Origin of the sequence: Pseudomonas coleopterorum (assembly GCF_900105555.1) — a bacterium.
In the GTDB taxonomy this organism is placed as follows: Bacteria; Pseudomonadota; Gammaproteobacteria; order Pseudomonadales; family Pseudomonadaceae; genus Aquipseudomonas; species Aquipseudomonas coleopterorum.
This window is the reverse complement of sequence record NZ_FNTZ01000001.1, coordinates 2,219,194-2,242,697: the sequence shown is the minus strand read 5'-3', so window position 1 is coordinate 2,242,697 and position 23,504 is coordinate 2,219,194. Positions and strand designations below refer to the sequence as shown.

The window sequence follows — 23,504 nt, the reverse complement described above, 5'->3', positions numbered from 1 at the left end:
TAAGGTCGGATAATCTTTCATTATCATACCTAATCCAACGGAGAGCAGGCCATGGCAGTAGGCGTACCGGAAAATGATGTATTTGCCGCGGCAGACGCCGTATTGGCCCGGGGAGAGCGGCCAACGGTTGAGCGCGTGCGCCTGGAGCTGGGTCGTGGCAGCCCGGCCAGGGTCGGCGCCTTGCTGGATCAGTGGTGGGAGCGCCTGGCCGAGCGGCTGCGCGGGGAGACCCGGCTGCCGGGGCTGCCGGCTGAAGTGGCCCAGGCGTTCGTTGCGATCTGGCAGCAGGCAACGACGCTGGCCCAAGGTGTTGTCGAACACTCGTTGGCGGCCCAGCGTGAGCAGTTGACGGCAGAATACGAGCGGGTCGCGGAGGTCGAGGAACAAGCCCGCCGCGACGCTGCCCAGGCTCGCCGCCAGGTGGCCGAGGCGGAAACGGCCCGTGGAAACGCCGAAACTCGCCTGGCCGATCTGGAAAAACTCCTGGCCCAGCGCCAGGAGCAGATCGACGACTTGCAACAGCAGCGCGTCGAGCTACAGGGGGCGCGCAACGAGTTGCAGGCCGATCTAGCGGCCCTTCAGCAAGCGCTACGTGAGCAACAGCAGCAGGCCGAGCACAATCGCCTGGCTCAGGAGGCCTACGTGCGGGGTGTCGAAGAGCGCTCGCACCGAGAAGTCGATCGCGCCCGCGAAGACCTTAAGGCACGCAGCGTCGAGGCCCGTGAGCAACACAAGCAACTCGAAGCGTTGCAGAAGCGTCTGGAGCACGCGCAAATCGCGCTTGGCGAAACACAGCTACAGGCGGCGGCCCGTGAAGCACGTTCGGCATTGGCGGTGGAGCAGGGGGAACATGCGCGACAGCAGCTCGAAGCCCAGCTTCAGGCCGCGCAAGCAGGGCAGGCGTCAGCATTGCAAACCGCCGCTGCCCAGCAGGCACGCGCCGAGACTCTGGACGCCCAGTTGGCCCTGCTGCGCCTGCCGCCGCGCAAGACACGGAGTCGAAAGACGGAATGAACGAGGCTTCCAGCACGCCAGCAACAGCCGCAGTGCTCGGCGAATGCGGGATTGAAAACACTCGCACTGGCTAAACCGCTCAAATGACCTGAGCGCTGAAAACATTGTCGCGAAAGCACGGGCGGATCACTATCGGCCAGTGCCTTCAGGGTCACAACGATCTCACAACACCCAGATCCCATAACAACAAGCAGGGTCATGTGATGCGCGATTATTTCACTACCGCCCAGGCGTTCGATTACCCGCAAACTGCCGCGCAGGATCTGCACGGCACCCTCGATCAGCTCAATGCCTGTGTCGAATGCTGCGACCGCCACCTCGGCGAACAGGCCGTGGCCCTGTATTGCGAGTCGCAGCAGGGCGTGGCCACGCAGTACACCTTCGAGCAGCTGCAGACCCATGCGGCACAGTTCGGCAATTTCCTGCGCAGTCAGGGCGTCAAACCGGGCGATCGCGTCGCCGGGCTGATGCCACGCACGGTCGAACTGCTGATCGCGATACTGGGTACGTGGCGCATCGGCGCGGTCTATCAGCCGCTGTTTACCGCGTTCGGCCCCAAGGCCATCGAGCAGCGCCTGCATTGCTCGGGGGCCAATTGGGTGGTGACCGACCTGCACAATCGCCCCAAGCTCGACGAACTCGATCACCGTCCCCACGTGATGACCGTGGGCTGTAGCACACCAGGCGTCGGCGAACACGACTTCTGGACGGCACTGCAAGGGCAGAGCCGCGAATGCGAGCGCGTGATGCTCGAAGGCAATGCGCCTTTCATGCTGATGTGCACGTCCGGCACCACCGGGCCGGCAAAACCGCTGGAAGTGCCGCTGCGCGCGTTGCTGGCGTTCAAAGGCTATCTGCGCGATGCCGTCCAACTGCGCCGCGACGATCGGTTCTGGAACCTGGCCGATCCGGGTTGGGCCTATGGGCTCTACTATGCCGTGGCCGGCCCGCTGGCCCTGGGGCATGCTACCTTGTTCTACGACGGCGGCTTCACGGTCGATAGCACCTGCCGAGTGATCGACAAGTACGCGATCACCAACCTCGCCGGGTCGCCAACGGCCTATCGCATGCTGATCGCTGCTGGCGATCGCTTCGCGGCCGGGGTGCGCGGGCGACTGCGGATTGCCAGCAGCGCCGGGGAGCCTCTCAATCCGCAGGTAATCCGCTGGTTCGCCGAACAGCTGGGCGTCGTGGTCCACGATCACTACGGCCAGACCGAGCTGGGCATGGTGCTGTGCAACCACCACGACCTCGATCATCCCGTGCACGAAGGCTCGGCCGGTTTTGCCGTGCCTGGCCATCGCATCGTGGTGCTCGACGCCGATCTGCATGAACTGGAGGCCGGTCAACCCGGGGTGCTGGCGGTAGACCGCGAGCGGTCGCCGTTGTGCTGGTTCGGCGGCTACCTGGGGATGCCGACCAAGGCGTTCAAAGGCAAGTATTACCTGAGCGGCGACACCGTCGAGCTCAATGCCGACGGCAGCATCAGTTTCGTGGGGCGCAACGACGATGTCATCACCACCTCAGGCTACCGGGTAGGGCCCTTCGATGTGGAAAGCGCCTTGATCGAGCATCCGGCGGTGGTCGAGGCCGCCGTGGTGGGCAAGCCCGACCCGGAACGCACCGAAGTCATCAAGGCTTTCGTGGTGCTGCAGGCGGGTTTCGAGGCAGGCCCCGAGCTGGCCGAAACCCTTCGCCTGCACGTGCGTCAGCGGCTCGCCGCCCATGCCTACCCGCGCGAGATCGAATTCGTCGAGCAGCTACCCAAGACCCCCAGCGGCAAATTGCAGCGCTTCATCCTGCGCAATCAGGAAATTGCCAAGCAGCAGGCGTCCAGCGCCTGACGAGGAGACCGTTTCATGCACATCCAAGACAAGGTTTTCATGGTCAGTGGCGCTGCATCCGGGCTCGGTGCCGCCACCGCGCGGATGCTGGCCCGTGCAGGCGCACGCCTGATGCTGGTGGACCTCAACGCCGAGGCGCTCAAGGCGCAGGCGAGTGAACTGGAAGCCGGCTACGCCGTAGCCGACATCACTCAGGCCGATGCCGCCCAGGCCGCCGTAGACATGGCCATAAGCAGCTTTGGCGAACTGCACGGGCTGGTCAACTGCGCCGGCGTGGTGGCGGGCGAGAAGATCCTCGGCAAGCAGGGCGCCCACGGGCTGGACAGTTTCAGCCGCATCATCAATATCAATCTGATCGGCACTTTCAACCTGCTGCGCCTGGCCGCCGAGGCCATTGCCAAGAGCACCGCGAACGCCGAAGGCGAACGCGGCGTGATCATCAACACCGCCTCGGTGGCCGCCTTCGACGGTCAGGTCGGCCAGGCCGCTTATGCCGCATCCAAAGGCGCGGTGGCGAGCTTGACCTTGCCGGCGGCACGGGAACTGGCGCGCTACGGCATTCGGGTGATGACCATCGCGCCGGGCATCTTCGAAACGCCGATGATGGCCGGGATGAGCGATGAGGTGCGCGCTGCGCTGAGCGCCGACGTACCCTTTCCGCCGCGCCTGGGCAAGCCGGAGGAATATGCCGCTCTGGTGCGCCATATCATCGAAAACAGCATGCTCAATGGTGAAGTGATCCGTCTCGACGGCGCCCTGCGCATGGCGGCCAGGTAATAAGGGAAACTACAGATGAATGAAGATCCGATCGTTATCGTCAGTGCCGTGCGCACACCCATGGGCGGCTTTCAAGGCGACCTGCGCAGCCTGACCGCGCCGCAGCTGGGCGCCGCGGCCATTGCGGCTGCCGTCGAGCGCGCCGGTATCGATGCCGGCAGCGTCGACCAGGTCCTGTTCGGTTGCGTGCTGCCGGCGGGGCTGGGCCAGGCACCGGCGCGCCAGGCGGCACTGGGCGCCGGGCTGTCCCATGCCACGACTTGCACGACCCTGAACAAGATGTGCGGGTCGGGCATGCAAGCCATGCTCATGGGTCACGACGCCTTGCTCGCAGGCAGTGCTCGGGTGGTGGTGGCCGGGGGCATGGAGAGCATGTCCAATGCGCCCTACCTGCTGGATCGCGCCCGCGATGGTTATCGCATGGGCCACGGCCGGGTACTCGATCACATGTTCCTCGATGGCCTGGAAGACGCCTACGAACCCGGTCGCCTGATGGGCACCTTTGCCGAGGACTGCGCCCAGGCGCACGGTTTCAGCCGTCAGACCCAGGACGAATTCGCCTTGGCTTCGCTGACCCGCGCACGCCAGGCCATCAGCGACGGCAGTTTCACCTCGCAGATCGTGCCGGTGCAGGTCATTCGCAACAAGCAGCCGCAGATGATCAGCGATGACGAGCAGCCGCCCAAGGCCAACCCGGACAAGATCCCCACGCTGAAACCGGCCTTTCGTGAGGGCGGCAGCGTGACGGCGGCGAATTCCAGCTCGATTTCCGATGGCGCCGCAGCCTTGCTGCTGATGCGCCAAAGCGAAGCCCAGGCTCGCGGACTTGCGCCGCTGGCGGTCATTCACGGGCATGCCGCCTTCGCCGATGCACCGCACCTGTTCCCGGTGGCGCCCATTGGTGCCATTCGCAAGCTGGTGGAAAACACCGGCTGGGCGCTACAAGACGTCGACCTGTTCGAGATCAACGAGGCGTTCGCCGTGGTCACCCTGGCCGCCATGCAGGCCCTCGACCTGCCGGCAAGCAAGGTCAACGTCAATGGCGGCGCCTGCGCACTGGGCCACCCCATCGGCGCGTCCGGGGCGCGCATCGTGGTGACGTTGCTGGCGGCATTGCGGCAACGCAACCTGCGCCGCGGCATCGCTGCCATCTGTATCGGCGGCGGTGAAGCCACGGCCATCGCGGTCGAATGCCTCTATTGAGGAGGCCTGTGGTCAGGGTGCTTGCTCGGCGCGAATGGATGGATTAGAAATGAAGACCGCAAGGGCGGGGCAACGATTGCTCCGCAGCCTATTCGGTCCGTTTCGCGCAGAAGCGGTGAGCGAGGATGAGTGAGCCTGACCCGAACACCGCTCGACAGCCCGTCGATGCGCGACACGATCTCGATCCACCTGGTACGTGAAGCCGTACGCGACAGCCATGTCGACCTGGAGCGAATCCTTCAGGCGGCGGGCATCGATGGACAGCTGCTGCTGGATGATCAGGCCCGGGTCCCGGTTCAGCGTTACGCCCGGCTCTGGCGGCAACTGGCCAGGGCGCTGGATGACGAGTTCTTTGCCATGGATGCGCGGCCATTGCGCCGCGGCAGCTTCGCCTTCCTGTGCCAGGCCTGCCGGCAACAGCCGACCGTGGGCGCCGCGCTCAAGCTGGCGCTGGAGTTCCTTGCACTGATGCTCAGCGACTACGACGGCCGTCTGGCGACCCAGCGGTCGCTTGCGGAAATCGTCCTGCGCGAGCGCAGCGCCGACCCCAAACGCGCATTTTCCTGTTTCACCTACTGGATGATCGTGCACGGTATCGCCTGCTGGCTGGCTGGCCGGCGTATCCCGATCCTGGCGATGGAACTGCGCGGCCCTGCGCCTCGATACGTTGGTGATTACCAGGTGATGTTCTCGCCCAACCTGCGCTTCGAGCGGCCACGCACGCGGTTGATCTTCGCCGCCGAACACCTCGACATTCCCGTACGGCGCAGCGCAACGGAGCTGCGTCGTTTCCTGGCCCGCGCCCCGGCCAACATTCTGGTGCGCTACCGCGATCCCGACAGCCTCGGCTGGCGCATCCGCCAGCACCTGCGCAACCTGCCGGCTGCCGATTTTCCAGCCATCGAAGCGATGGCGGCCCACTGCGGTGTTTCGGTGGCCACGCTGCGCCGGCACCTGACCGAGGAGGGCGCCGGCTATCAGGCCCTCAAGGACAGCGTGCGCCGCGAGCGTGCGGTGCTGTGGCTGGCCGAACCCCAGGCAACGTTCGAAGACATCGCCGAGCGCCTGGGCTTCGCCGATGCCAGCTCCTTCTACAAGGCGTTTCGCAAGTGGACCGGGGCCAGTCCCGGGCATTACCGCAGTCTGATTCTCGATGCAGGCGGGCCTGACATTGTCAGGCCCGGTTCGAAGATACAGCGATCGATAAAGTAGAGACGTAAGCTACAGATTGATCGGGTATTGCGTGACGAACCGAACGTCATCCAGATCGCCGCTGAACGAGTTGCGGTAGGTGGCCTGACGCAGGCGGAAGGTCAGGTTTTTCAGAGGACCGCTCTGCACCGTGTAGGCTGCCTCCAGGTCACGTTCCCATTCGGTCTGGCCGCTCGCGCCGTTGGCCAGGGTGATGTTGTCGCCACGCAGGTAGCGGGCGAACACATCCAGCCCCGGCACCCCAAGGCCGGCGAAGTTGAAGTCGTAGCGTGCCTGCCACGAACGTTCGTCCTCGCGGGTGAATTCGGCGTACTGCACGTAGTTGGCCATGTAGTTGGTATTGCCGCCGTCGGTGTAGAAGACGTAACCGCCTTTGCCGGTGATGGCCTGATAGGCCAGGGTCAGCTTGTGCGTGCCGTAGCTGTAGGCGGTCTTGAGGCTGAACGAGTTACTGTCGATATCCCCGCCGCGCTCGGCGCCGGTGCTCTTCTGATTGTAGAAGCGGAAGTCGGCGGAAAATGCCTGCTGGTCATCGATGGGTTTGACCCAGCTCAGCCCCGCGTATTTCTTCTTCCACAGATCCTGCACATCCGAGGCATACAGCGCGCCGGTCAAGGCCGGGGTGAAGTTGTAGGTGGCGCCATAGACGTCTGCACGGGTCATGCCACCGGCATTGTGGCCACTTTGCGCGTAGGTGCTGAGCGAGGTGAGGTGGGCGACATCGATGCGCAGGTTGTCGATTTCCTTGCTGCTCAGGTAGAACCCTTCGGTCGTCTCGGGCAAGAGGCGACTGTCACCGGTCGAGTAGACCGGCAGATTGAGGGTCATTTCGCCGTACTTGAGCACCGTGTTCGAGACCTTGAGCTTCACCGCAGCCGCGGCGCGTGAGTAGTCATCCTCGGCCCGATCGACCCCCGGCGTGTGCCGGCCATTGCTGGGCAGCAGGCCGGTACCGATGCGGTCCGAGCTGCTGTCGAGTTTCATGCCGTAGAGGCCTATTGCGTCTATACCCAGGCCCAGAGTTCCTGGAGTGAAGCCCGAGGTGAAGGTGCCGATGAAGCCTTGGGCCCATTCTTCGCGATAGCTCTGCGCGTTCGGGCCAGTGTTGTGAAAATCCCGGTTCAAGTAGAAGTTGCGCGCCATGACCTGCGTGCTGCTGTCTTTGAAAAACGGGTTGTCGAGCACGTCGTCGGCAAAAGCCGTAGGGGAAATGGCCGCGCACAGTGTCGCACTGCCAAGCATTAAAGCTGACCGCATGGTGTTGACCCTTATCGAGAATAATCAGCAGATGGCGAAGGCTTGAAGCAATATTATTGTTATGGGGCGTCCATGCCCTGCAGCGGTGAATCAGTTGCTCTCGGCCACTTCGCAGATGCTCAGAATGGCCAGGATGTAGACGCGGACCATGTCCAGGTAATCGCGCTTGTGAACACGCTCGTCGGGCATGGTGTTGAACTTGCCACCGGGCCCGCACACCACGCCCTGCATACCCAGGCGCTGGTAAAAATGCGCGGCATCGGTGCCGAAGTACGCCGGCGGGGTGATGATTCCGGTGGGCTGCGGTTCACCGCGCACCTGCTGATAGGCGGCGTTCACGGCCTTGACGATGGGCGAGTCGAGGGATACTTCGAAGGGCGGCATCAGCGGCTGGTTGTCGCTGTCGTTGATCAGCTTGGCTTGCAGGCCCGGAAACTGTTCGCACAGGCGATCGAGCAGTCCTTGCAGGTCGGCGAGCACCGACTCGACGGTCTGCCCAGGGGTGTAGCGGGCCGAGCCGCGCAAGCGCAGGAAATCGGCGACCTGCGGCGGACGCCATTCTTCGAGGTCGCGGCCGAGGGCTCCGTGCACCACGCCGATGTGACCACGGTTGACCTGTTCATGCTCGGGCGTGCGGGCGCCGCTGAAGGTGATGCCGTTGATCTGCGGAATGAGTTGCACCGCCGCAGTGATGACGTCCACCGCTTCTTCGCGCTTGGACAGATGGCGGGTGTCACCGGTCAGCTCGATGACGAACATCAGCGAGCCCACGTGCAGGGTCACCGCCTGCAGGTCGGTCGGCTCGCAGTTGATGAAGTAGTCGGCTTTCACGCCTTGTTCGATCGCCGCGATGGTGCCGATCCCGCCTTGCAGCTCGCCGACCACATAGGTCAGGATCACGTCGCCCTTGAGCTTGATCCCGGCGTCTATCAAGGTTTTCAGCGCGCAGAAGTAGGCGGCATCACCGGCCTTCATGTTGGAGACACCGATGCCATAGATGAACTCGTCATCGACCTTGCCGGCCCATGGGTCCACGGTCCAGCCTTCGGTGACCGGGTTGGTGTCCAGATGGCCGTTGAACAACAGGCTGTGACCACCACCGCCCTGGCCCTTGAGTGTGCCAATGGCATTGAGGCGTTCGCCGGGCACCGGCATTAGCTCGCTGTGCAGCCCCAGCTCGCTCATCTGCCCAGTCATGTATTCGGCCAGCCGACGCTCCCCGGCCGTGGCGCTGTAGCTCTTGTGCTGCACCATGCGCGCAAGAAAGTCGAGGCAGTAGGCCTCATCGATGCTGTGGATCAGCGCATCAGGCGTCATCGAGTTGCTCCATTTCGGTGAGGGGCTGCGGCACTGCCTGGAGCAGGGCACGGGTATAGGGGTGACGGGACTGTTCGGCCATGTCTTGCGCGGGCAGGATTTCCAACAGATCGCCGCGGTACATCACGGCGATGCGGTGAGCGATCTGGCGGATCAGGTTCAGGTCATGGGTGATGAACAGGTAGGCGGTGCCATGCTTGCGGCGCAGCTCCAGCAACAGCTCGATCACCGTGGCCTGCACCGACACGTCCAGCGCGGCGGTGATCTCGTCGCAGATCACCAGCTCCGGTCGCGCCGCGAAGGCGCGAGCGATCGCCACCCGCTGTTTCTGGCCGCCGGACAGGGCGTGTGGAAAGCGATCGGCGAAATCCTCGGGCAGGCGCACCTCGCGCAGCAGTCGGGCGACGGCCTGGCGCTCGGTTTCTCCCTCGGGCAGGCCATAGAGCCGAAGCGGGCGAGCGAGAATCTGGCCGATGGTCTGACGCGGATTGAGCGAGGCATCCGGGTGCTGAAAGATGATCTGCACCTTGCGCCGGTAGTCACGGCTCATGTCGGCGGCGCCACGAATGTCGACGCCCTCGAACTGCACCTGCCCGGTGAACGGGGTGAGGCCGGTCAACGCCTTGGCCAGGGTCGACTTGCCCGACCCGGATTCGCCGATGATGCCGAGGATCTCGCCACGCGCCATGCTCAGGGTCATGTCTCGCGCCGCCAGGGAAGGCTTGGCGGGACCTCGCAGCAGACCGTCGAGCAAACCGGGACGACCGTAACGCACGCTGAGTCCGTTGACGTGCAGCAGCGGCTGACTCGGCGCAACGGTTTCGCTTAGCAGACGCTTATCCGCAGCCGGCACGGCGGCTACCAGTCGTTGCGTGTACGCATCGCTGGGCGCGCTGAAGATCCGCGCACCGGCCGCCTGTTCAACGATGCGCCCCTGATTCAGGACGCAGACCCGATCCGCCACCCGCGAGACCAGGGCCAGGTCGTGGGAAATGTACAGCGAGGCCACGCCGGTTTCCTCGCGCAGACGCCGGAACAGTTGCAGGATCTGCGCAGAGCTGATCACGTCCAGCGCGGTGGTTGGCTCGTCGAAGATCAGGCATTGCGGGCGACAGGCGAACGCCGTGGCGATGAGCACGCGTTGTTTTTCACCGCCGGAGGCTTCGTGGGGAAAGCGCTTCATCACTGCCGCCGGGTCTTTGAGATCGACATCGGCGAGCAGTTGCTCACCCAGGGCCCAAGCGTCGCGATAGCTGAGGTCGCGATGGCGGGTCAGCACTTCCACCACTTGTTCGCCCAGGCTCAGGGTCGGGTTGAGCGAAGCGCTCGGGTCCTGGAAGATCATTCCCAGGCGTCCGCCGCGTAGCTGCTCGACCTGGCGTTGCGGCATCTGCAGCAGGTCTTCACCTTGCAGAATGATGCTGCCACCCACGTCGCGAGCGTTGCTCGCCAGGTAGCGCATGATGGCAAAGCCCAGGGTGGTCTTGCCCGAACCGGATTCGCCGACCAGCCCCACGACTTCACCGGCACCGACCTGGAAGTCGATGTTCTGCAAGACGTGGAGCGGGCCGCCCGGCAGCTGATAGTCCAGGCTGTAGTCAGTCACTTGCAACACGGCAGTCATTGGCGGTGCCCCTTGGGATTGAGGGCATCGCGCAAGCCATCGCCCAGCAGATTGAAACCGATCGCGATGATGGCGATGGCCAGGCCGGGCATGAGCATCATCCACGGTGCCTGAAAGAAATAACGTCTGGCCTCGGCCACCATCAGGCCCCATTCCGGCTGCGGCGGTTGCGCACCCAGGCCGAGGAAGCTGAGGGTGGCGAACAGCATGATGGCGAACGCGACGCGGATGGTGGCCTCGACAATGATCGGCGCAACGATGTTGGGCAGCATTTCCCGCACCACGATGTAGGCAGTGGATTCGCCGCGGGCAATGGCAGCGCTGACGTAGTCCTGACGGCGAGCGGCGAGGGCAACGCTGCGCGCGATCCGCGCCATGCCGGGAACAAAGGCGATGGTGATCGCCAGCACGGCGTTGAGGTCGCTTTTGCCCAACGTGCTGACGATCAACAGCGCGAACAGCAGGCTGGGGATCGACATTACGGCGTCCAGCGTGCGCATCAGCGCTTCATCGATACGCCCGCCCAGATAGCCGCTTGCCGTGCCGAGCAATGCGCCCAGCAGCATCGCCATCGCGGTGGCCAGCACCGACAGCGAAATGGTCGCGCGGGCTCCGATGAGCAGGCGGCTGAAAATGTCGCGTCCCAGTTGGTCGGTGCCCAGCCAATGCACCAGGCTGGGTGCCTTGTACCGGGCCAGGATGGAAATCGCCTCCGGGTCGTAAGGGGCCAGCGCCGGCCCGGCGCAGACCAGCACGATCGCCAGCAGCAGAATGATGCTGCCCACCAGACCCTGCGGCGAGCTCAGCAGTCGGTAGATGATGTCACGCATATTGAATCCGCCGATCAAGGTAGGCATAGGTCAGGTCAGCGATGAAGTTGACCACGCAATAGGTCGCGGCGAGGATCAGCACACCGCCCTGAATGGCCGGCAGATCGCGGGCCGCGACTGCCACCAGCAGCTCCCGGCCGATGCCTGGAATGTTGAAGATTTCTTCCACCACGACGATGCCGCCCAGCAGATAGCCCACGTCCAGCGCGACGATGGTGATGGTCGGCAGCAGGCCGTTGCGCAGCGCATGACGCAACAGCACACGGCGCCGCGACAGTCCCTTGAGCCGCGCCGCACGGATGTAGTCGGTCTCGAGCACGTCGATCATCTCGGAGCGCACCATCCGCGACACGTGAGCGACCATGATCATCGACACCGTGAGCGTCGGCAGGATCAGGTGCCGCAGGCCTTCGCCGAAGTTTTCCGAAAGCGGCACGTAACCGGTGGCCGGCAGCAGCTGCCAGATATCGGCGAACAGCAGCACCAACAGGGTTGCCGTGACGAACTCGGGCAGCGACACGCCGATGTAGGAGAACAGGGCAATGATCAGGTCCACCGGTCGCCCGCGCCGTACCGCGGCGAGAATGCCCAGCGGAATGGCCACGGCCAGCATCAGCAGCAGGGAACAGCCTGCGAGCAACAGGGAGCGGCCCAGCGCGTCCAGCAATGAACCCAGCACCGGTTGGCCGTTGCGCATCGACAGGCCGAGATCGCCTTGCAGCACGGCCATCAGCCAGTGGCCGAATTGCAGCCACGCCGGTTGGTCCAGCCCGAGCTTGGCGCGCAGGGCGGCGAGCGCTTCGGGCGTGGCGTTCTGGCCCAGCAGCGTCACGGCGGCATCGGCCGGCAGCAATTGGGTGATGGCGAACACCAGCAACGAAACGATCAGCAGGGTATAGACGACCAGAAGCAAACGCTTGGTCAGGTAGGCAGCAGTCACAGGATTACCCTCGATTCATCCGCGCTTCGGGGCGCCTTCATCCAACCAGGCCTGATCCAGGCGAAACACCGCGCCGCGAGGGTGCAATCGATAGCCTTGAACATAGTTACGCTGGGCCGCCAGCACATCGAAGAAGGTCGGGATCAGCGATGGGACCTGCTCGTGCATCAGGCGCTGGGCCGTGCCGTACAACGCCGCACGCTTGACCGGATCGTCCGTGCCCCGCGCAGCGGCCACGGCGGCATCGAATTCGCTGTTGTTCCAGCGCGTTTCGTTCCAGGCGGCGTCCGAGGTGTAGAGCAGGGAAAACACCGCGTCGGCCGAAGGTTGCATGTTGTAGAAACCGACGTAGAAATTGCCTTTCTTCCAGACCTGGTCCAGGTAGGTACTGTTGGCCATGGTCTCGACCTTGATATTGAACCCGGCGGGCTTGGCCATTTCCCGTACGGCAATGCCCAACTGGGTGCGCGTGGAGGGCTTGTCGGAGGCAACCAAGGTGATGTCCAGGCCATCGGGATAGCCGGCGTCGGCCAACAGCTGCCTGGCCTTGGCGATATCGGCCTGACGCAGTTCGATATCGGCGTGGTAACGGTAAGCGGCATTGAGCGGTGTATCGTTGCCCGGCGTGCCGAAGCCTTCCGCCACGAAGTCTACCAGTGCCGCTCGATCGACACAGAGCGACAGTGCCTGGCGCACCCGCACGTCGTTGAACGGCTTCTGGTCGCAGGCCATGTTGATGTTGAGGAACTGCCCGGAAGGTGCACGCAGTCCGGTCACGCCGCTGGCTTGGCCAAGGCGGCTGAACTCGGTGGCCTGGGCTGACAGCATGAGATCGATGTCGCCGGACATCAGCGCAGAACTCTCCGCAGTCGGATCGGGATAGACACGGATTTCGACGCTATCCAGAAACGGCCGCTCGGGGTCATGAAACCGTTCGTTGCGAGTGACCACGACCAGACGCTCGGGCTCGAACGAGGTCAGCTTGAACGGCCCTGTGCCCACGGCTTCGCGCGTCAGGCGGGCCATATCCCCCTGGACGATCGCCGCGGGCACGATCTTGGCGTCCGGGTAGGCCAAGCTGATGGGCAGGTCTGCGTAGGGCATGGTGGTGGTCAGCTTGACGTGCAGCTCGTCGATCGCTTCCACGGACTTGATCGGGCCGATGTTGCGCAGGCCGGGCGACGCGGTCTTGGGATCGAGGATCGCCAGCAGGCTGGCCACGACATCCCTGGATGTGCAGCGGCTGCCGTCGTGGAAAAGCAGGTTGTCGCGCAGGCTGAAGGTCCACTCGGTCAGCGCTTCGTTATGGCTCCAGGACGTGGCCAGATCGGGCTCGGCCTGCATGTCGTGACTCAGGCGTGTAAGCCCGTTGTACAGAAGTTCGCTGAGCAGGTACTCGGGATTGACCCGAGCCAGCAGCGGATTGAGCATGCCCACCGCCTGGTCGACGCTGATGCGCAGCGTGCCGCCTTTGCGCGCGGCGCCAGCGGCCCACAATGTGCTGGAGAACGGCAGCATGGCAGCGCCGGTGACGATGGCCGTGGTTGCAAGAAAGCGGCGACGGTTGAGCCGGAAAACGGTAGTCATGGCGATACTTCACTTAGCAAAGAGATTGTGGGGCAGCTAGGTAAAAAGTGCCGATGACCGATCTTGATGCCAGTCTTCGGTGGTCGCTTGGGGTTAGCCTGTTGCGGCGGTCCCAAGGGTGAAGTCTGCAGCCAGGTAGACCAGGATCGACTTGGCCAGGGCGACCAGATCTTCGCGGGTCGTGTACTCGTCGCTGGCATGAATGCGACTGTGCGGGCGAATCAGGCCACCCAACAAAATCTCCTGGATACCGGCCTGTTGCACCCAGCCCATATCCGAGCTGCTGCTGGAGCCATAGCACTGAAACTGCTCGGCGGTGAAACCGAAACCCACGCCCAGTGCGGCTTGCCAGCGCGGCCAATGGGGACCGGTCGGGTCCGCAACCGGGGCAAGATGGCCGATCACTTCAGCTTGCACCGCACGTGCCGCGCTTGCGGCCATGGCGGTGTCGATGCAATGGTGCAGTTCTGCCAGCACCTGATCGAAGGGTTCTTGCGGTGCGTAGCGACGGTTGATCAGCACCTCGAACTGCGCTGGAACGGTAGAGCCTTTGCTACCGCCATGGGCCGCGGCCAAGGTCATGCGCGAGATCAGAGGTGCACCGTTGTAGTGGGGCGGCGCCGGCATCGGCCATGCACGCTGTTCTACCTGCTGCTTGAGTGCGTACAAAGCGTTTAGCAGCGGCAGGCTTTCCTCGATGGCATTGATGGCATCGACCGGTTCACCGGAGTGCGAAGAGCGGCCCTTGACCGTGATCTTCAGGTCGATACTGCCAAAGCACCCAGCCCAGATCCTCGGCGCGGCACCGCCGTTAAAACTCAGGATATGGCCCTCGACCAGGCGTTGTTCGGCCAAATAGCGGATACCCGGATAAAGACCGCCTTCCTCATCGGTGCACAGCAGCAGGGAAGGGCAGTAGCGCAGCGGCAGGTCGAAACGTGCCGCCGCACGCAAGGCACTCAAGGTGGCGGCAATGCTGCCTTTCATATCGGCCGTGCCGCGCCCGATCAGCTTGCCGTCAGCTTCGGTCAGCTGCAGAGGAGGGTGGTTCCAGCCGTCACCGGCCGGCACTGTGTCGACATGGAAATACAGGCTGCAGACCTCTTGGTCTCCAGGATGTCGGGCAACCAGATTAATGCGTTCGCCATGGGCTTCGCCGCTGCGGGTCTGCCACAGTGCTTCGGGCACCGAAACCCGGGTCGCCTGCAAGCCAAGCGGCGCGGTCAGAGTTTCCATCAAGTCGGCGAAGGCGCCGTAGCCCGCGCCCGGCGGGAAGCAGGTATCGACCGCGATCATGCGTTGCAGATCGTCGATCAGCCCATCATGATCCGTATCGATCGATTCGAGTGCCTGCTCAAGTGCCGCATTCATCGTCATTTTGAGTCTCGCCGTATTTCTATATAGTTTATAGTTAAACACCACCGCATGGCACGTCAAGGAAAAACGATGACCAACAGCAACGCACCGGCTGCCGACGCCAGCTTTGCCCGACTGAGCGAACAGGACAGCGCACCGCTTTATGAAGTGGTGAAGCGGCGCGTCTCAGAGGCGATCCTGCTAGGGGAGTGGGCCAGTGGCACGGTGATCCCCAGCGAAAACGCGTTGGCCGCAGACTTCGGCGTATCCGTAGGCACCGTGCGTCGCGCACTGGCCGAATTGGTGACAGAAGGCATGCTGATGCGCCGCCGCAAGACCGGCACCGTCGTCACAGGCTGGGCGCCGTTGCACAACCTGCGCTATTTCTTCCAGTACTTCCGGCTGCACAACAAGGAAGGCGCACTGCTGAAATCCAGCACCTCCTTGCTCGACTACCAGATGGGCAAGGCCACGGCGGAGGAGGCCGACAAACTGCTTATCGAACCCGCCAGCCCCGTTTACCGTCTGCATCGACTGCGCACCATCGCCGGCGTTGCCGCCATGCACGAACATTTCACGGTAGTGGCAAGCAAAGTCCCGGACTTCCCCGGGCCGGAAGCCTTTCCCGAACTCTTGTATCGCCACTTGCTCGAACACTACGGCATACGCGTAGCGGCGGTGCGCGAACAGCTGACCGCTGGCCTGGCCACGGCAGAGGACTGCAAGCTGCTGCAGCTGGAGGCGCCCCATGCCGTGATGATCATCGACGCCATATCGTTCGACCAGACGGCAACGCCGGTGATGATCACGCACCAGCGCGCAAGTACGGAGCACTTCATGTATGTGAACGAGATTCGGTGATCAAGGCGTTGAAGGAAAGCGTGCCGTGCATGTGATTTGGGGCAGACGGGTGGTGTTCGTGGATGGGCCTCATTAGTAACTCTACTAAATGCCTATTTAGTAGAGTTATCGTGTTTTCGACGAATTTAGCGTGCGAAGAGGGCTCTCCTGTGCTGTTTAGTGGCTGTAGAAGTATTCGACTGTGGGATGTTCAATGAGCGAATCAGACGCTGAAAACATGGATCCGTAAAAAAGGTCGTGTTTAGTCGATGTTGCCGCGACACGCTGCCGCTTTCCCGAGCGCGGCCCATCGCCTTGTGCAATAGCTTCAAGATGGCAGTCACGCAGTGTGCTTCCGAGGGGGAGTGACAGGTGTTGCGCTTCCCCGGCTTCCAACGCGAGCCCGACATCCTTGAGGCCCAGCGATAGCTTGAACCCGGCCGGCGAGTAGCGCTCCTGGGCGATCATCGTGCCGTAGCCTTTGTAGACGGGAGACGGATAGAGCGTCTGAGTGAGCAGGTCGATGAATGCTTGGGATTCAATGCCGTAGGCGCGCACCAGTGCCGAAGTTTCGGCCATGGTTTCGATCGCGCAGGCAATTGAGAAATTAGCGGCGATCTTGACCACGTTGGCTTGCGCGGGATCTTCGCCATAGCGCCAGGTTTTCTGGCCCATAAGGTCCAGCAGGTGCTGAATGCGGTCCAGATCCTGCCCTTTGCCCGCGGCGAGAATGTTGAGGTTGCCGGCAGCGGCAACGTCAATGCGCGCCAGCACGGGGGCTGCGACATATCCCACGCCGCGATCGGCATGCAGCTGTGTCAGTTTTTTAGCCATGGCAACGGAGACGGTCGCCATGTTGACGTGGATCGAGCCCTGAGGCATTTGGTCGAGCACGCCATTTGCTCGGATGTTACCTAAGCTTGACCCTTCGGATCACGATTGTGCAGCGTGCCTGTACCGCCTCTGTTCAGATTCCTGAGAAGCCAACCCAATGCTATTGATGAGCCTGGAGCGCCGCGGCCACTGGCTGTCTTTCTTCACTGACACAGTAGCCTGACGCTCACAGCTGCCTCATGATCTTGCTAGCAGAGTTGTGGCCGGAGCTCGGCAACGCGCCGCATGGCTCCATATTTGTTGCTCAATGTCTGGTGTGTTGAGTAGTCGCCCGGGAATCAGAATGACGGTCTGTAAACAATCATTCCTTAGCGGAAACGAGATCCTAGCGAGATCCTGACGGTACCGAGTGGCACGAAGTGGTGAGCTCCGGCAAATTACGACCGAACGAAGCTAAAGATCTTCCGCAGCACATGGAAAAACCAATCAGAACAACGGGTCACCGTGGAGGCTGTCTTTCCATTTATTTGTGAACGGTAACAGCATGATTAAGCAGACAGGCTTGGAAACCAAGGCAACCCTGCTTGTCCGGAACGCACGACATGGCGTTACGCATAATGTATATTATGTTAAATCAGGTATTAACCATCCTTGCCCAGCTCAGGCCACACCCCCTCCACAAGAACCACGATGGCTATCTTCGTTAGTCCGCTCGGCGCCCTCGGTTGGTTCAGTTACATCACTCCCGAGGACATGAGCGTCATGGTCTAGGTTGATCGCGCCTCTGATTTTCGCCCGGCACTGTGGTGTTGCTCATGGAGCGCCTCTGGTCACGCATTCAGAATTCGCTCTATACGCTGACGCGCAGCCCCAGTGAGCCGTTTGACCCCAAGCAGCCGCGCAACTTCTAATGCAGGGTCTGCCGCATCAATGATGCTCGCAGCGATGCGCAGCTCCTCTGCGGCAATTTCTTCAATCGAACGTGCATCGTTGGCCGATACGGGAACACGGTATGTCGACCACGCCATCACATCGCCGTAAGCTTGCCAGATAAATACCTCTCCAAAGCCCGCCTGCTGGACGTGATAATGCTGATCAGCCAGCTCCAACACGCGATCTCTAATCAGTCGACCCGATCGTTGGAAGCCATGTGCACGTGCGACACGTTGAACCAATAGCGTGTCGAGGATTGGCGCCTCCTGGCGAAGCACCTCTTCGATGATCTGTTGTAGCACGGGGGTGTATTCAGGTACGTGAAACCGCTCGGCTTCGATCAATGAGGCGAGTGCCGAAAGATCAGCCACTCGATATTCACCCTGTCGTCCGGCAGCAGCTTGGGCGCTACAGACGCGAGCGATTCGAGCCTCTCCGACCTCTAATGATTGCTCATTACTGAGAGCGACCGGGGATTCAATGGAGACTTCTACAACCTCGTCCATCTCGGGCTCCACGGCGAAGTCGATCACGACCGTTGGAGCTACCACGTCATCCGCCTGAATTGGCGCAACTGCCAGCCGGGATTGATCCAGTAGGTCATTGAGGGCTGCGTGCAGCTTCTGTAGAGCGCCTTCCTTGTTCACCCACCATTCCGTCGACCACAAGCGCAGTAGATTCCATCCCAAGCCTTTGAGAATCGCCGCGCGAACTTTGTCTCGGTCCCGAGCAGTGGCAGCGCTGTGATATGTGGCGCCATCGCATTCAACGCCTGCCAAGTAATCACCCGGCCTATCAGGGTGAACAATTCCCAGATCGATGCGGAAACGCGATACGCCAATTTGTGGCACTACCTGCCAGCCAAGACGTCGGAGACCCTGGGCGACAGCCTCCTCGAACGGCGAGTCGTAGCCGCCTACCGAGCCTTGTATCGCCTCGGCCAGTACCCTCGGGCCGCGCTGAGCGAATTCGATGAAGTGCTTCAAGTCGCGGACGGCGCGAGCGTTGGTCCGGTTCAGATCGATCATCGACGGATCGAAGGATGTGAAAACGAGCATCTCTCGCCGAGACCGGGTGATGGCGACGTTCAACCTGCGCCATCCACCGTCCTTGTTGAGCGGGCCGAAGTTCATGGACATGACCGGCGCGCCCGGCTCCGTAGGTCCATAACCTATCCCGAGCATGATCAAATCGCGCTCATCGCCCTGGACCGTTTCCAGGTTCTTCACGACTACAGGTTCGGTCTGTGTATCTTGGAAAAACGGCTCGATTTCTGGGTACTGCTTGCGTGCGGTATCCAGCAAATCGTTGACCAGCTTTTGCTGGTCAGAGTTAAGCGTGATGATCCCGATTGAGTGGCCGGCAGCGACGAACGCAGGATCGGTCAGACGCTTTACCGTCTCCATGACGATGGCTTCAGCCTCAGCTTGGTTGTAGCGGCCTTTCCCTTTCGCATAGACACCTTCAACCTTGCGCCACTCGACAGCGCTTGCACGGGTCTCCGCCGCAGGGAAGGTAATCAGGTTGCTATCGTAGTAACGATGGTTGGAGAACGCGATCAGGCTTTCATGACGGCTTCGGTAGTGCCAGCTCAGGCTGTGGCTTGGCACCCCTGCCCCCAAGCATTCATCCAGGATGCTTTCCATGTCTTCGGCGGTATCATCGTCCCCCGCGTTTGGACCACGGCTGAAGAAGTTGGTCGGTGGCATCTGACGCGGGTCACCTGCGATTACCACTTGCTTGCCTCGAGCAATGGAGCCAATGGCGTCCCATGGAGCGATCTGCGAAGCCTCGTCGAAGATGACCAAGTCAAATGGAGGCTGATCGGCAGGTAGGAACTGCGCAATGGACAGCGGGCTCATGAGCATGCACGGAGCCAGCCGGTTCAACGCATCGCCCATCTCAATCGCCAACTGCCGGACCGGTTTGTGCCGACGAGACTTTTGCAATTCGTGTTTGAGAATCGCGAAGCCGCTGCTCTTGGGGATGTCGTTCTTGGATGGGATAAGCCCGCAGAGCTTCGCCCGGATGTATCGCACGGTTAATTTCGCCAGTTCATCGTCCAGACGAACGAATGCCCCGATATCACTCATGTGTTCGGCAGCGACGAAGTTTCTGAGAAGCGGTTCACTGTCGATGCCATGGGTCGCAAACCAATGGGCGTAGGCAGTGACGAATGTGTCTTCAGTTGCGGTTGGCAACAGACGTCCTGCTTCCAGAGCGTGAGCCAGACTGATGAGTCCAGCCTCGGTAGCCTGCTCGCGGACTCGGCACCAATCGCACCATGCTTTTAGCTGTTCTTCCTGTTGCTGAATGGAGAGCGTGGTAGCCCGCAGTGCAGCAACGGACGGATGCGTACCGGTGCTGTTTCCAGCCAGTCCCGCAAATAGTCGTGCTGCATCGTCATATCGCGATAAGGCTTGTTGCAAGACCGTCAGCGCAGCAGCGATTTGCCCAGTTGGCGCCAGCATTTCATTCGCATCGATGACAAGACGCGCGACTGAGCCGCGCAAGGAAACCAGGTGGTCGGGTGATTCGGCGTGAGCACTCAGCAGCCCGCGCAGATTTTCAGCTAATATGACAGCGCGCAGTGTGCGGGCGCTGTCGCTCGTCAGACCTTGCCAGCCTGGAATCGACTGCATATCGCCTGCCAACCCATCCAACTCGGTTAGCTGAGCATGAAGGCGCTCGAAAGTAGCGAGATCGGCCAGGGTATCTGGAAGACCCGCTGCACCACCCAATGTGGCTAACTTCTTCGCAACCTTTTTCTGGGCGAACGTTGCCAGGAACCAGAACTTACCCTCAGCCGATTGCCAGTCACTGCGCAATTGTTCGAACGGAACACGGCGGCACGCTTCATCGGCGTAATCCAGTGAGAGCCGTTCCTCAAGCTCCCTGTAGCTCTCGATCAACTGACACGCCCGTCTCGCGGATTTGATACGCGTCACAGCATCGGGCGCAAATGCGAAGGAAAGGTTCTGCCCATGGGACTCCACGACCAGAGTGACCAAATCACATAACTGCTGGATCTGAACCACCTCGGCTACAGGCAACGACAGGTGCGTCAGCCCAAGGAGCTTCTCGCTTGCGGCGTTCAACGCATCAAGCGCCTGCGGCAATTCACGTGAGGCCTTGGCGATCTCTGACTGCCAGGCGTTCGACCATTGGGTCTGCGACAGAGCACCAAATCTGCCTGACAGATCACGAGCGGCGTTGCCGTTTAAGCCAAGCCGCCGGGAGATATCGAGTAAATTTCCATACTCGGCAGTATCGTGCCGTGTGGTCGGGGCCCAGCTCAGTTTCGGTGTCTGTAGGCTGTGGTCGCGGATTACACGACCAATCGCTTGGTGCAGGGAAAGGCCGTTATCCCAACGGCGGTGCAGGACGTCAACCAACTGGTTCAGTCGTGAACGAAGGGTTTGCAACCGCGCAGCTTCATGCTCCCACTCTTGGGGGCTCAATGCGTCGCTCACGTCCCACGCACGATCCAGCTGTTTGAGCACCTCAACCTTCGACGCCTTGCTTGAATGCAGCTCCAAGCAGAACTCGCCCAGTTCTTTTTCAGCCAGTCGGCGATAAACCACATCCAGGGCCGCACGCTTTTCGGCAACGAAGAGCACGCGACGACCCAAGGCTAGGTTGTGCGCAATCATATTGGCAATGGTCTGCGATTTCCCGGTGCCAGGTGGACCATCCATTACAAAGCTATGAGTACTGGCAGAAGCAACTACGGCTGATAGCTGCGACGAGTCGGCAGGCAGTGGTGCGAACAGTTGTGCGGGAGTAACAGATGAATCCAGTCGCTCGGGCCGTGGGAAGTCGTCTGAACAGGAAAAGCTCTGCCCTGCTTCATTTGGCTCCAAGAGGTGCTTGACCAGAGGGCTTTGCAGCAACTGCGCCGCGTTGGCGTTTAGGTCTTTCCACATCAAGTATTTGGCAAAGGAGAATGTGCCTAGTACCAGCTCGGTGCTCACCTCAAACCCGGGCACATCGCGTACTGCTCGCCGCACCATGTTCCAGATGCCGGTCACATCGATGCCGCTTTCATCATTCGGTAGTTCGCCATCGAGCCCAGGGATCATCAGCTCAAAATCATGACGTAGCAGTTCAAGCAGCGTGAGGTTAAAACGTGGCTCTTCATCGAGCAGGCTCAGTGTCACCCCGGACAAAGCGCTTTTGCGCTCAAGCTTTACCGGTAGCAAGATCAGTGGGGCTGAGTACGCTTTTACGTCGTCTGCGCTTTTCTTCCACTTGAGGAAACCGATGGCCAAGAACAGGGTGTTTGCTCCGCCCTCCTCCAAATCGCTGCGCGCTTTGCGAAACAGATCGATGAGCGTCGCTTCAAGCTTGACCTTTTCCAGATTCGCTAGGACTTCGCCACGCGCAAGTGCCTGACGAGCGACTTCATCAACCAGGCTTTCGTTGTTTCGCTGCTCATAGAGAGCGACATCACGGCCACTGCTTTTCAGGTCAGGTACTGGCACCACGCGAATGCGCCCGCCACTGGAGAGAAGATCCTCAAGAGCGGCTGGGTCCGGGCAAAGAAGACGTACACCCTTGGCGCTATCTGGTAGGTGCAGCAGGCGGTTGCGAGTGGTGAGATCAAGTAGTTTGCGCTGCCAAAGCGTAAGCTTGCCGGCTGGACCGTCGCTTCCCTCGTTGATTTCGATATCGAACCCTGGGAGCTGCGGAGCATCTTCTAGCCCTTGAGCAGCGGGCAACGCGTCGGAGGTCGAGTCGACCACCTCGACCGCAGACACTAGCGCCATTGGGCGTATCTTCTGCATGCGGGCACGATGCACGTCGATGGCCATAATGAACTGCTCATCATCGAGCTGCCGTTCGGCCGCTGCGACTGCCTGGCTGAAGCCAGGCGGATGCGCTTGTGTCGCCAAGGTGGTCTCGAAAACCACCATCTCCTTCAAATCAAGACGCTTGCGCACTGCCGAGGCCTCGTCGGTCAGCAGTTGCGAAAACTCTTGAGGCTGTAACCAGACGCCAGCGAATGCATGCCCTTTTGTCATCAGAAGCAAAGCGTTTAGTCCGGCCTGCTCTAGCGCCGCTGCGAACAACAAGGCGGTGTCGAGACACGTTGCAACACCGTTTTCCAGCACGACACTCGGGGGCCTGATCTTCTGGCCCTGATGCTCGAAGCTGGCCGGAGGCAATGCGTAGCTCAATTGAAAGCTGCAAACCCCTGACCAGATGGCAGAGGCCAGTTCCCAAGTACGGGTGCGTGATTTGCTTTCATAGCCGTCAATGCCATCTTTCTTGCCTGCCCGGCGCAACACTTGCGAAGCGGCTTTGAGCACACGGTCTACCGCTGGGTCATTGGGCATGCAGAAAGCAGCCAGCAGCTCAGGCATGGCGCTCAAACCGCCCCACTCTGTTCGAGCCAGCAATTCTGTTGGGAAGCGCTGTTCGAGGGGTAGGCTCTCACCTTGAACCAGACGCATTACGACATCAGCGGTCAGGCTTTCGCTAAGCCCAGATAGGTAGCCTGCATTGAGCTTGATGTCGCGTTCGGAAATGCTGAGGCGGTCACCCGCATGGATACGGTCAATATTCCAAGTTCGGCTTTCGACGAAGTCCGGGTCGGTACTCAAAGTCAGGGTGAGGTTTTCTAGGGTCGTCTCTTCTTGGTTCCAGATGCTTAACTCGCGTACGAGCGGTACCGCATTCTGGTGTGAGGCGAAGCCGATTTTACGGGCAATCAGCGCCTCAATCTTGATGTTCATTCACGGGCTCCTGCTGCTGCAAGCGCTGGCCTCCTGAAAAGGCCGCAAATGGCGCCTATAGTCCATTAGTAATCGACGGTTGGGAATTTGTTTATCAGTTAACCAGACGGGTTGATGCATTATTAAAGTTGAGAGGCCGCGCTTTTGCGAGCGGGCGCAGCTGCGTTTGAGGCGCGCCCTCGCCTACCTATGATCTCG

Annotated in this window: 15 protein-coding genes; 6 read left to right on the top strand and 9 right to left on the bottom strand. The window is 61.4% G+C overall.

The window, feature by feature from the left end:
* Positions 1-51 precede the first annotated feature (51 nt).
* From BLV18_RS10035 to BLV18_RS10015, 5 genes are all read left to right on the top strand, one after another.
* Positions 52-1,014 carry a DNA-binding protein gene (locus BLV18_RS10035; RefSeq protein WP_090358203.1) on the top strand — a complete coding sequence of 321 codons (963 nt, stop codon included), beginning with the start codon at positions 52-54 and terminating at the stop codon, positions 1,012-1,014.
* 203 nt (positions 1,015-1,217) lie between these two features.
* Positions 1,218-2,858, top strand: coding sequence for an AMP-binding protein (locus tag BLV18_RS10030; protein ID WP_090358201.1), 1,641 nt, complete (start codon positions 1,218-1,220; stop codon positions 2,856-2,858).
* A 15-nt stretch (positions 2,859-2,873) separates the two neighbouring features.
* On the top strand, positions 2,874-3,635 hold the full coding sequence (locus BLV18_RS10025) for an SDR family NAD(P)-dependent oxidoreductase (protein ID WP_090358199.1): 762 nt from the start codon (positions 2,874-2,876) through the stop codon (positions 3,633-3,635).
* Positions 3,636-3,650: 15 nt separating this feature from the next.
* Positions 3,651-4,838 (top strand): acetyl-CoA C-acyltransferase, encoded by a 1,188-nt coding sequence (locus tag BLV18_RS10020; RefSeq protein ID WP_090358197.1) that lies wholly within the window; start codon positions 3,651-3,653, stop codon positions 4,836-4,838.
* A gap of 165 nt (positions 4,839-5,003) precedes the next feature.
* Complete coding sequence (locus BLV18_RS10015) at positions 5,004-6,050, top strand: AraC family transcriptional regulator (RefSeq protein ID WP_090358194.1); 1,047 nt, start codon at positions 5,004-5,006, stop codon at positions 6,048-6,050.
* 9 nt (positions 6,051-6,059) lie between these two features.
* Here BLV18_RS10015 and BLV18_RS10010 read toward each other — a convergent pair whose 3' ends face one another.
* From BLV18_RS10010 to BLV18_RS09980, 7 genes are all read right to left on the bottom strand, one after another.
* The gene (locus BLV18_RS10010) at positions 6,060-7,307 is read right to left on the bottom strand and encodes an OprD family porin (RefSeq protein WP_244156837.1); all 1,248 of its coding nucleotides are present in this window, start codon (positions 7,305-7,307) and stop codon (positions 6,060-6,062) included.
* A 90-nt stretch (positions 7,308-7,397) separates the two neighbouring features.
* Positions 7,398-8,624, bottom strand: a complete 1,227-nt coding sequence (locus BLV18_RS10005; RefSeq protein WP_090358189.1) for a M20 family metallopeptidase — start codon at positions 8,622-8,624, stop codon at positions 7,398-7,400.
* Positions 8,614-10,248: a dipeptide ABC transporter ATP-binding protein gene (locus tag BLV18_RS10000; protein ID WP_090358187.1), complete on the bottom strand. Its 1,635-nt coding sequence runs from the start codon at positions 10,246-10,248 to the stop codon at positions 8,614-8,616. Before BLV18_RS10000 ends, BLV18_RS10005 begins: the two co-directional genes overlap by 11 nt.
* Entirely contained in the window at positions 10,245-11,078 is an 834-nt protein-coding gene (locus BLV18_RS09995) for an ABC transporter permease (protein WP_049859653.1), read from the bottom strand. The genes BLV18_RS10000 and BLV18_RS09995 overlap by 4 nt, the downstream gene beginning before the upstream one ends.
* The gene (locus BLV18_RS09990; RefSeq protein WP_090358185.1) at positions 11,071-12,018 is read right to left on the bottom strand and encodes an ABC transporter permease; all 948 of its coding nucleotides are present in this window, start codon (positions 12,016-12,018) and stop codon (positions 11,071-11,073) included. Before BLV18_RS09990 ends, BLV18_RS09995 begins: the two co-directional genes overlap by 8 nt.
* 15 nt (positions 12,019-12,033) lie before the next feature.
* Complete coding sequence (locus BLV18_RS09985; protein WP_090358183.1) at positions 12,034-13,605, bottom strand: ABC transporter substrate-binding protein; 1,572 nt, start codon at positions 13,603-13,605, stop codon at positions 12,034-12,036.
* 93 nt (positions 13,606-13,698) lie between these two features.
* Positions 13,699-14,982: a M20 family metallopeptidase gene (locus BLV18_RS09980; RefSeq protein WP_090358181.1), complete on the bottom strand. Its 1,284-nt coding sequence runs from the start codon at positions 14,980-14,982 to the stop codon at positions 13,699-13,701.
* A gap of 69 nt (positions 14,983-15,051) precedes the next feature.
* Here BLV18_RS09980 and BLV18_RS09975 point away from each other — a divergent pair, with 69 nt between their 5' ends.
* A complete protein-coding gene (locus tag BLV18_RS09975; protein ID WP_090358180.1) occupies positions 15,052-15,822 on the top strand; it encodes a GntR family transcriptional regulator in 771 nt (256 codons plus the stop codon).
* 156 nt (positions 15,823-15,978) lie between these two features.
* Here the strand turns inward: BLV18_RS09975 and BLV18_RS09970 are convergent, their stop codons facing one another.
* Positions 15,979-16,695 (bottom strand): NAD(P)-dependent oxidoreductase, encoded by a 717-nt coding sequence (locus tag BLV18_RS09970; protein WP_208598852.1) that lies wholly within the window; start codon positions 16,693-16,695, stop codon positions 15,979-15,981.
* Positions 16,696-17,465: 770 nt separating this feature from the next.
* Positions 17,466-23,306: an anti-phage protein ProA gene (locus BLV18_RS09965; protein ID WP_090358176.1), complete on the bottom strand. Its 5,841-nt coding sequence runs from the start codon at positions 23,304-23,306 to the stop codon at positions 17,466-17,468.
* Positions 23,307-23,504: the final 198 nt, after the last annotated feature.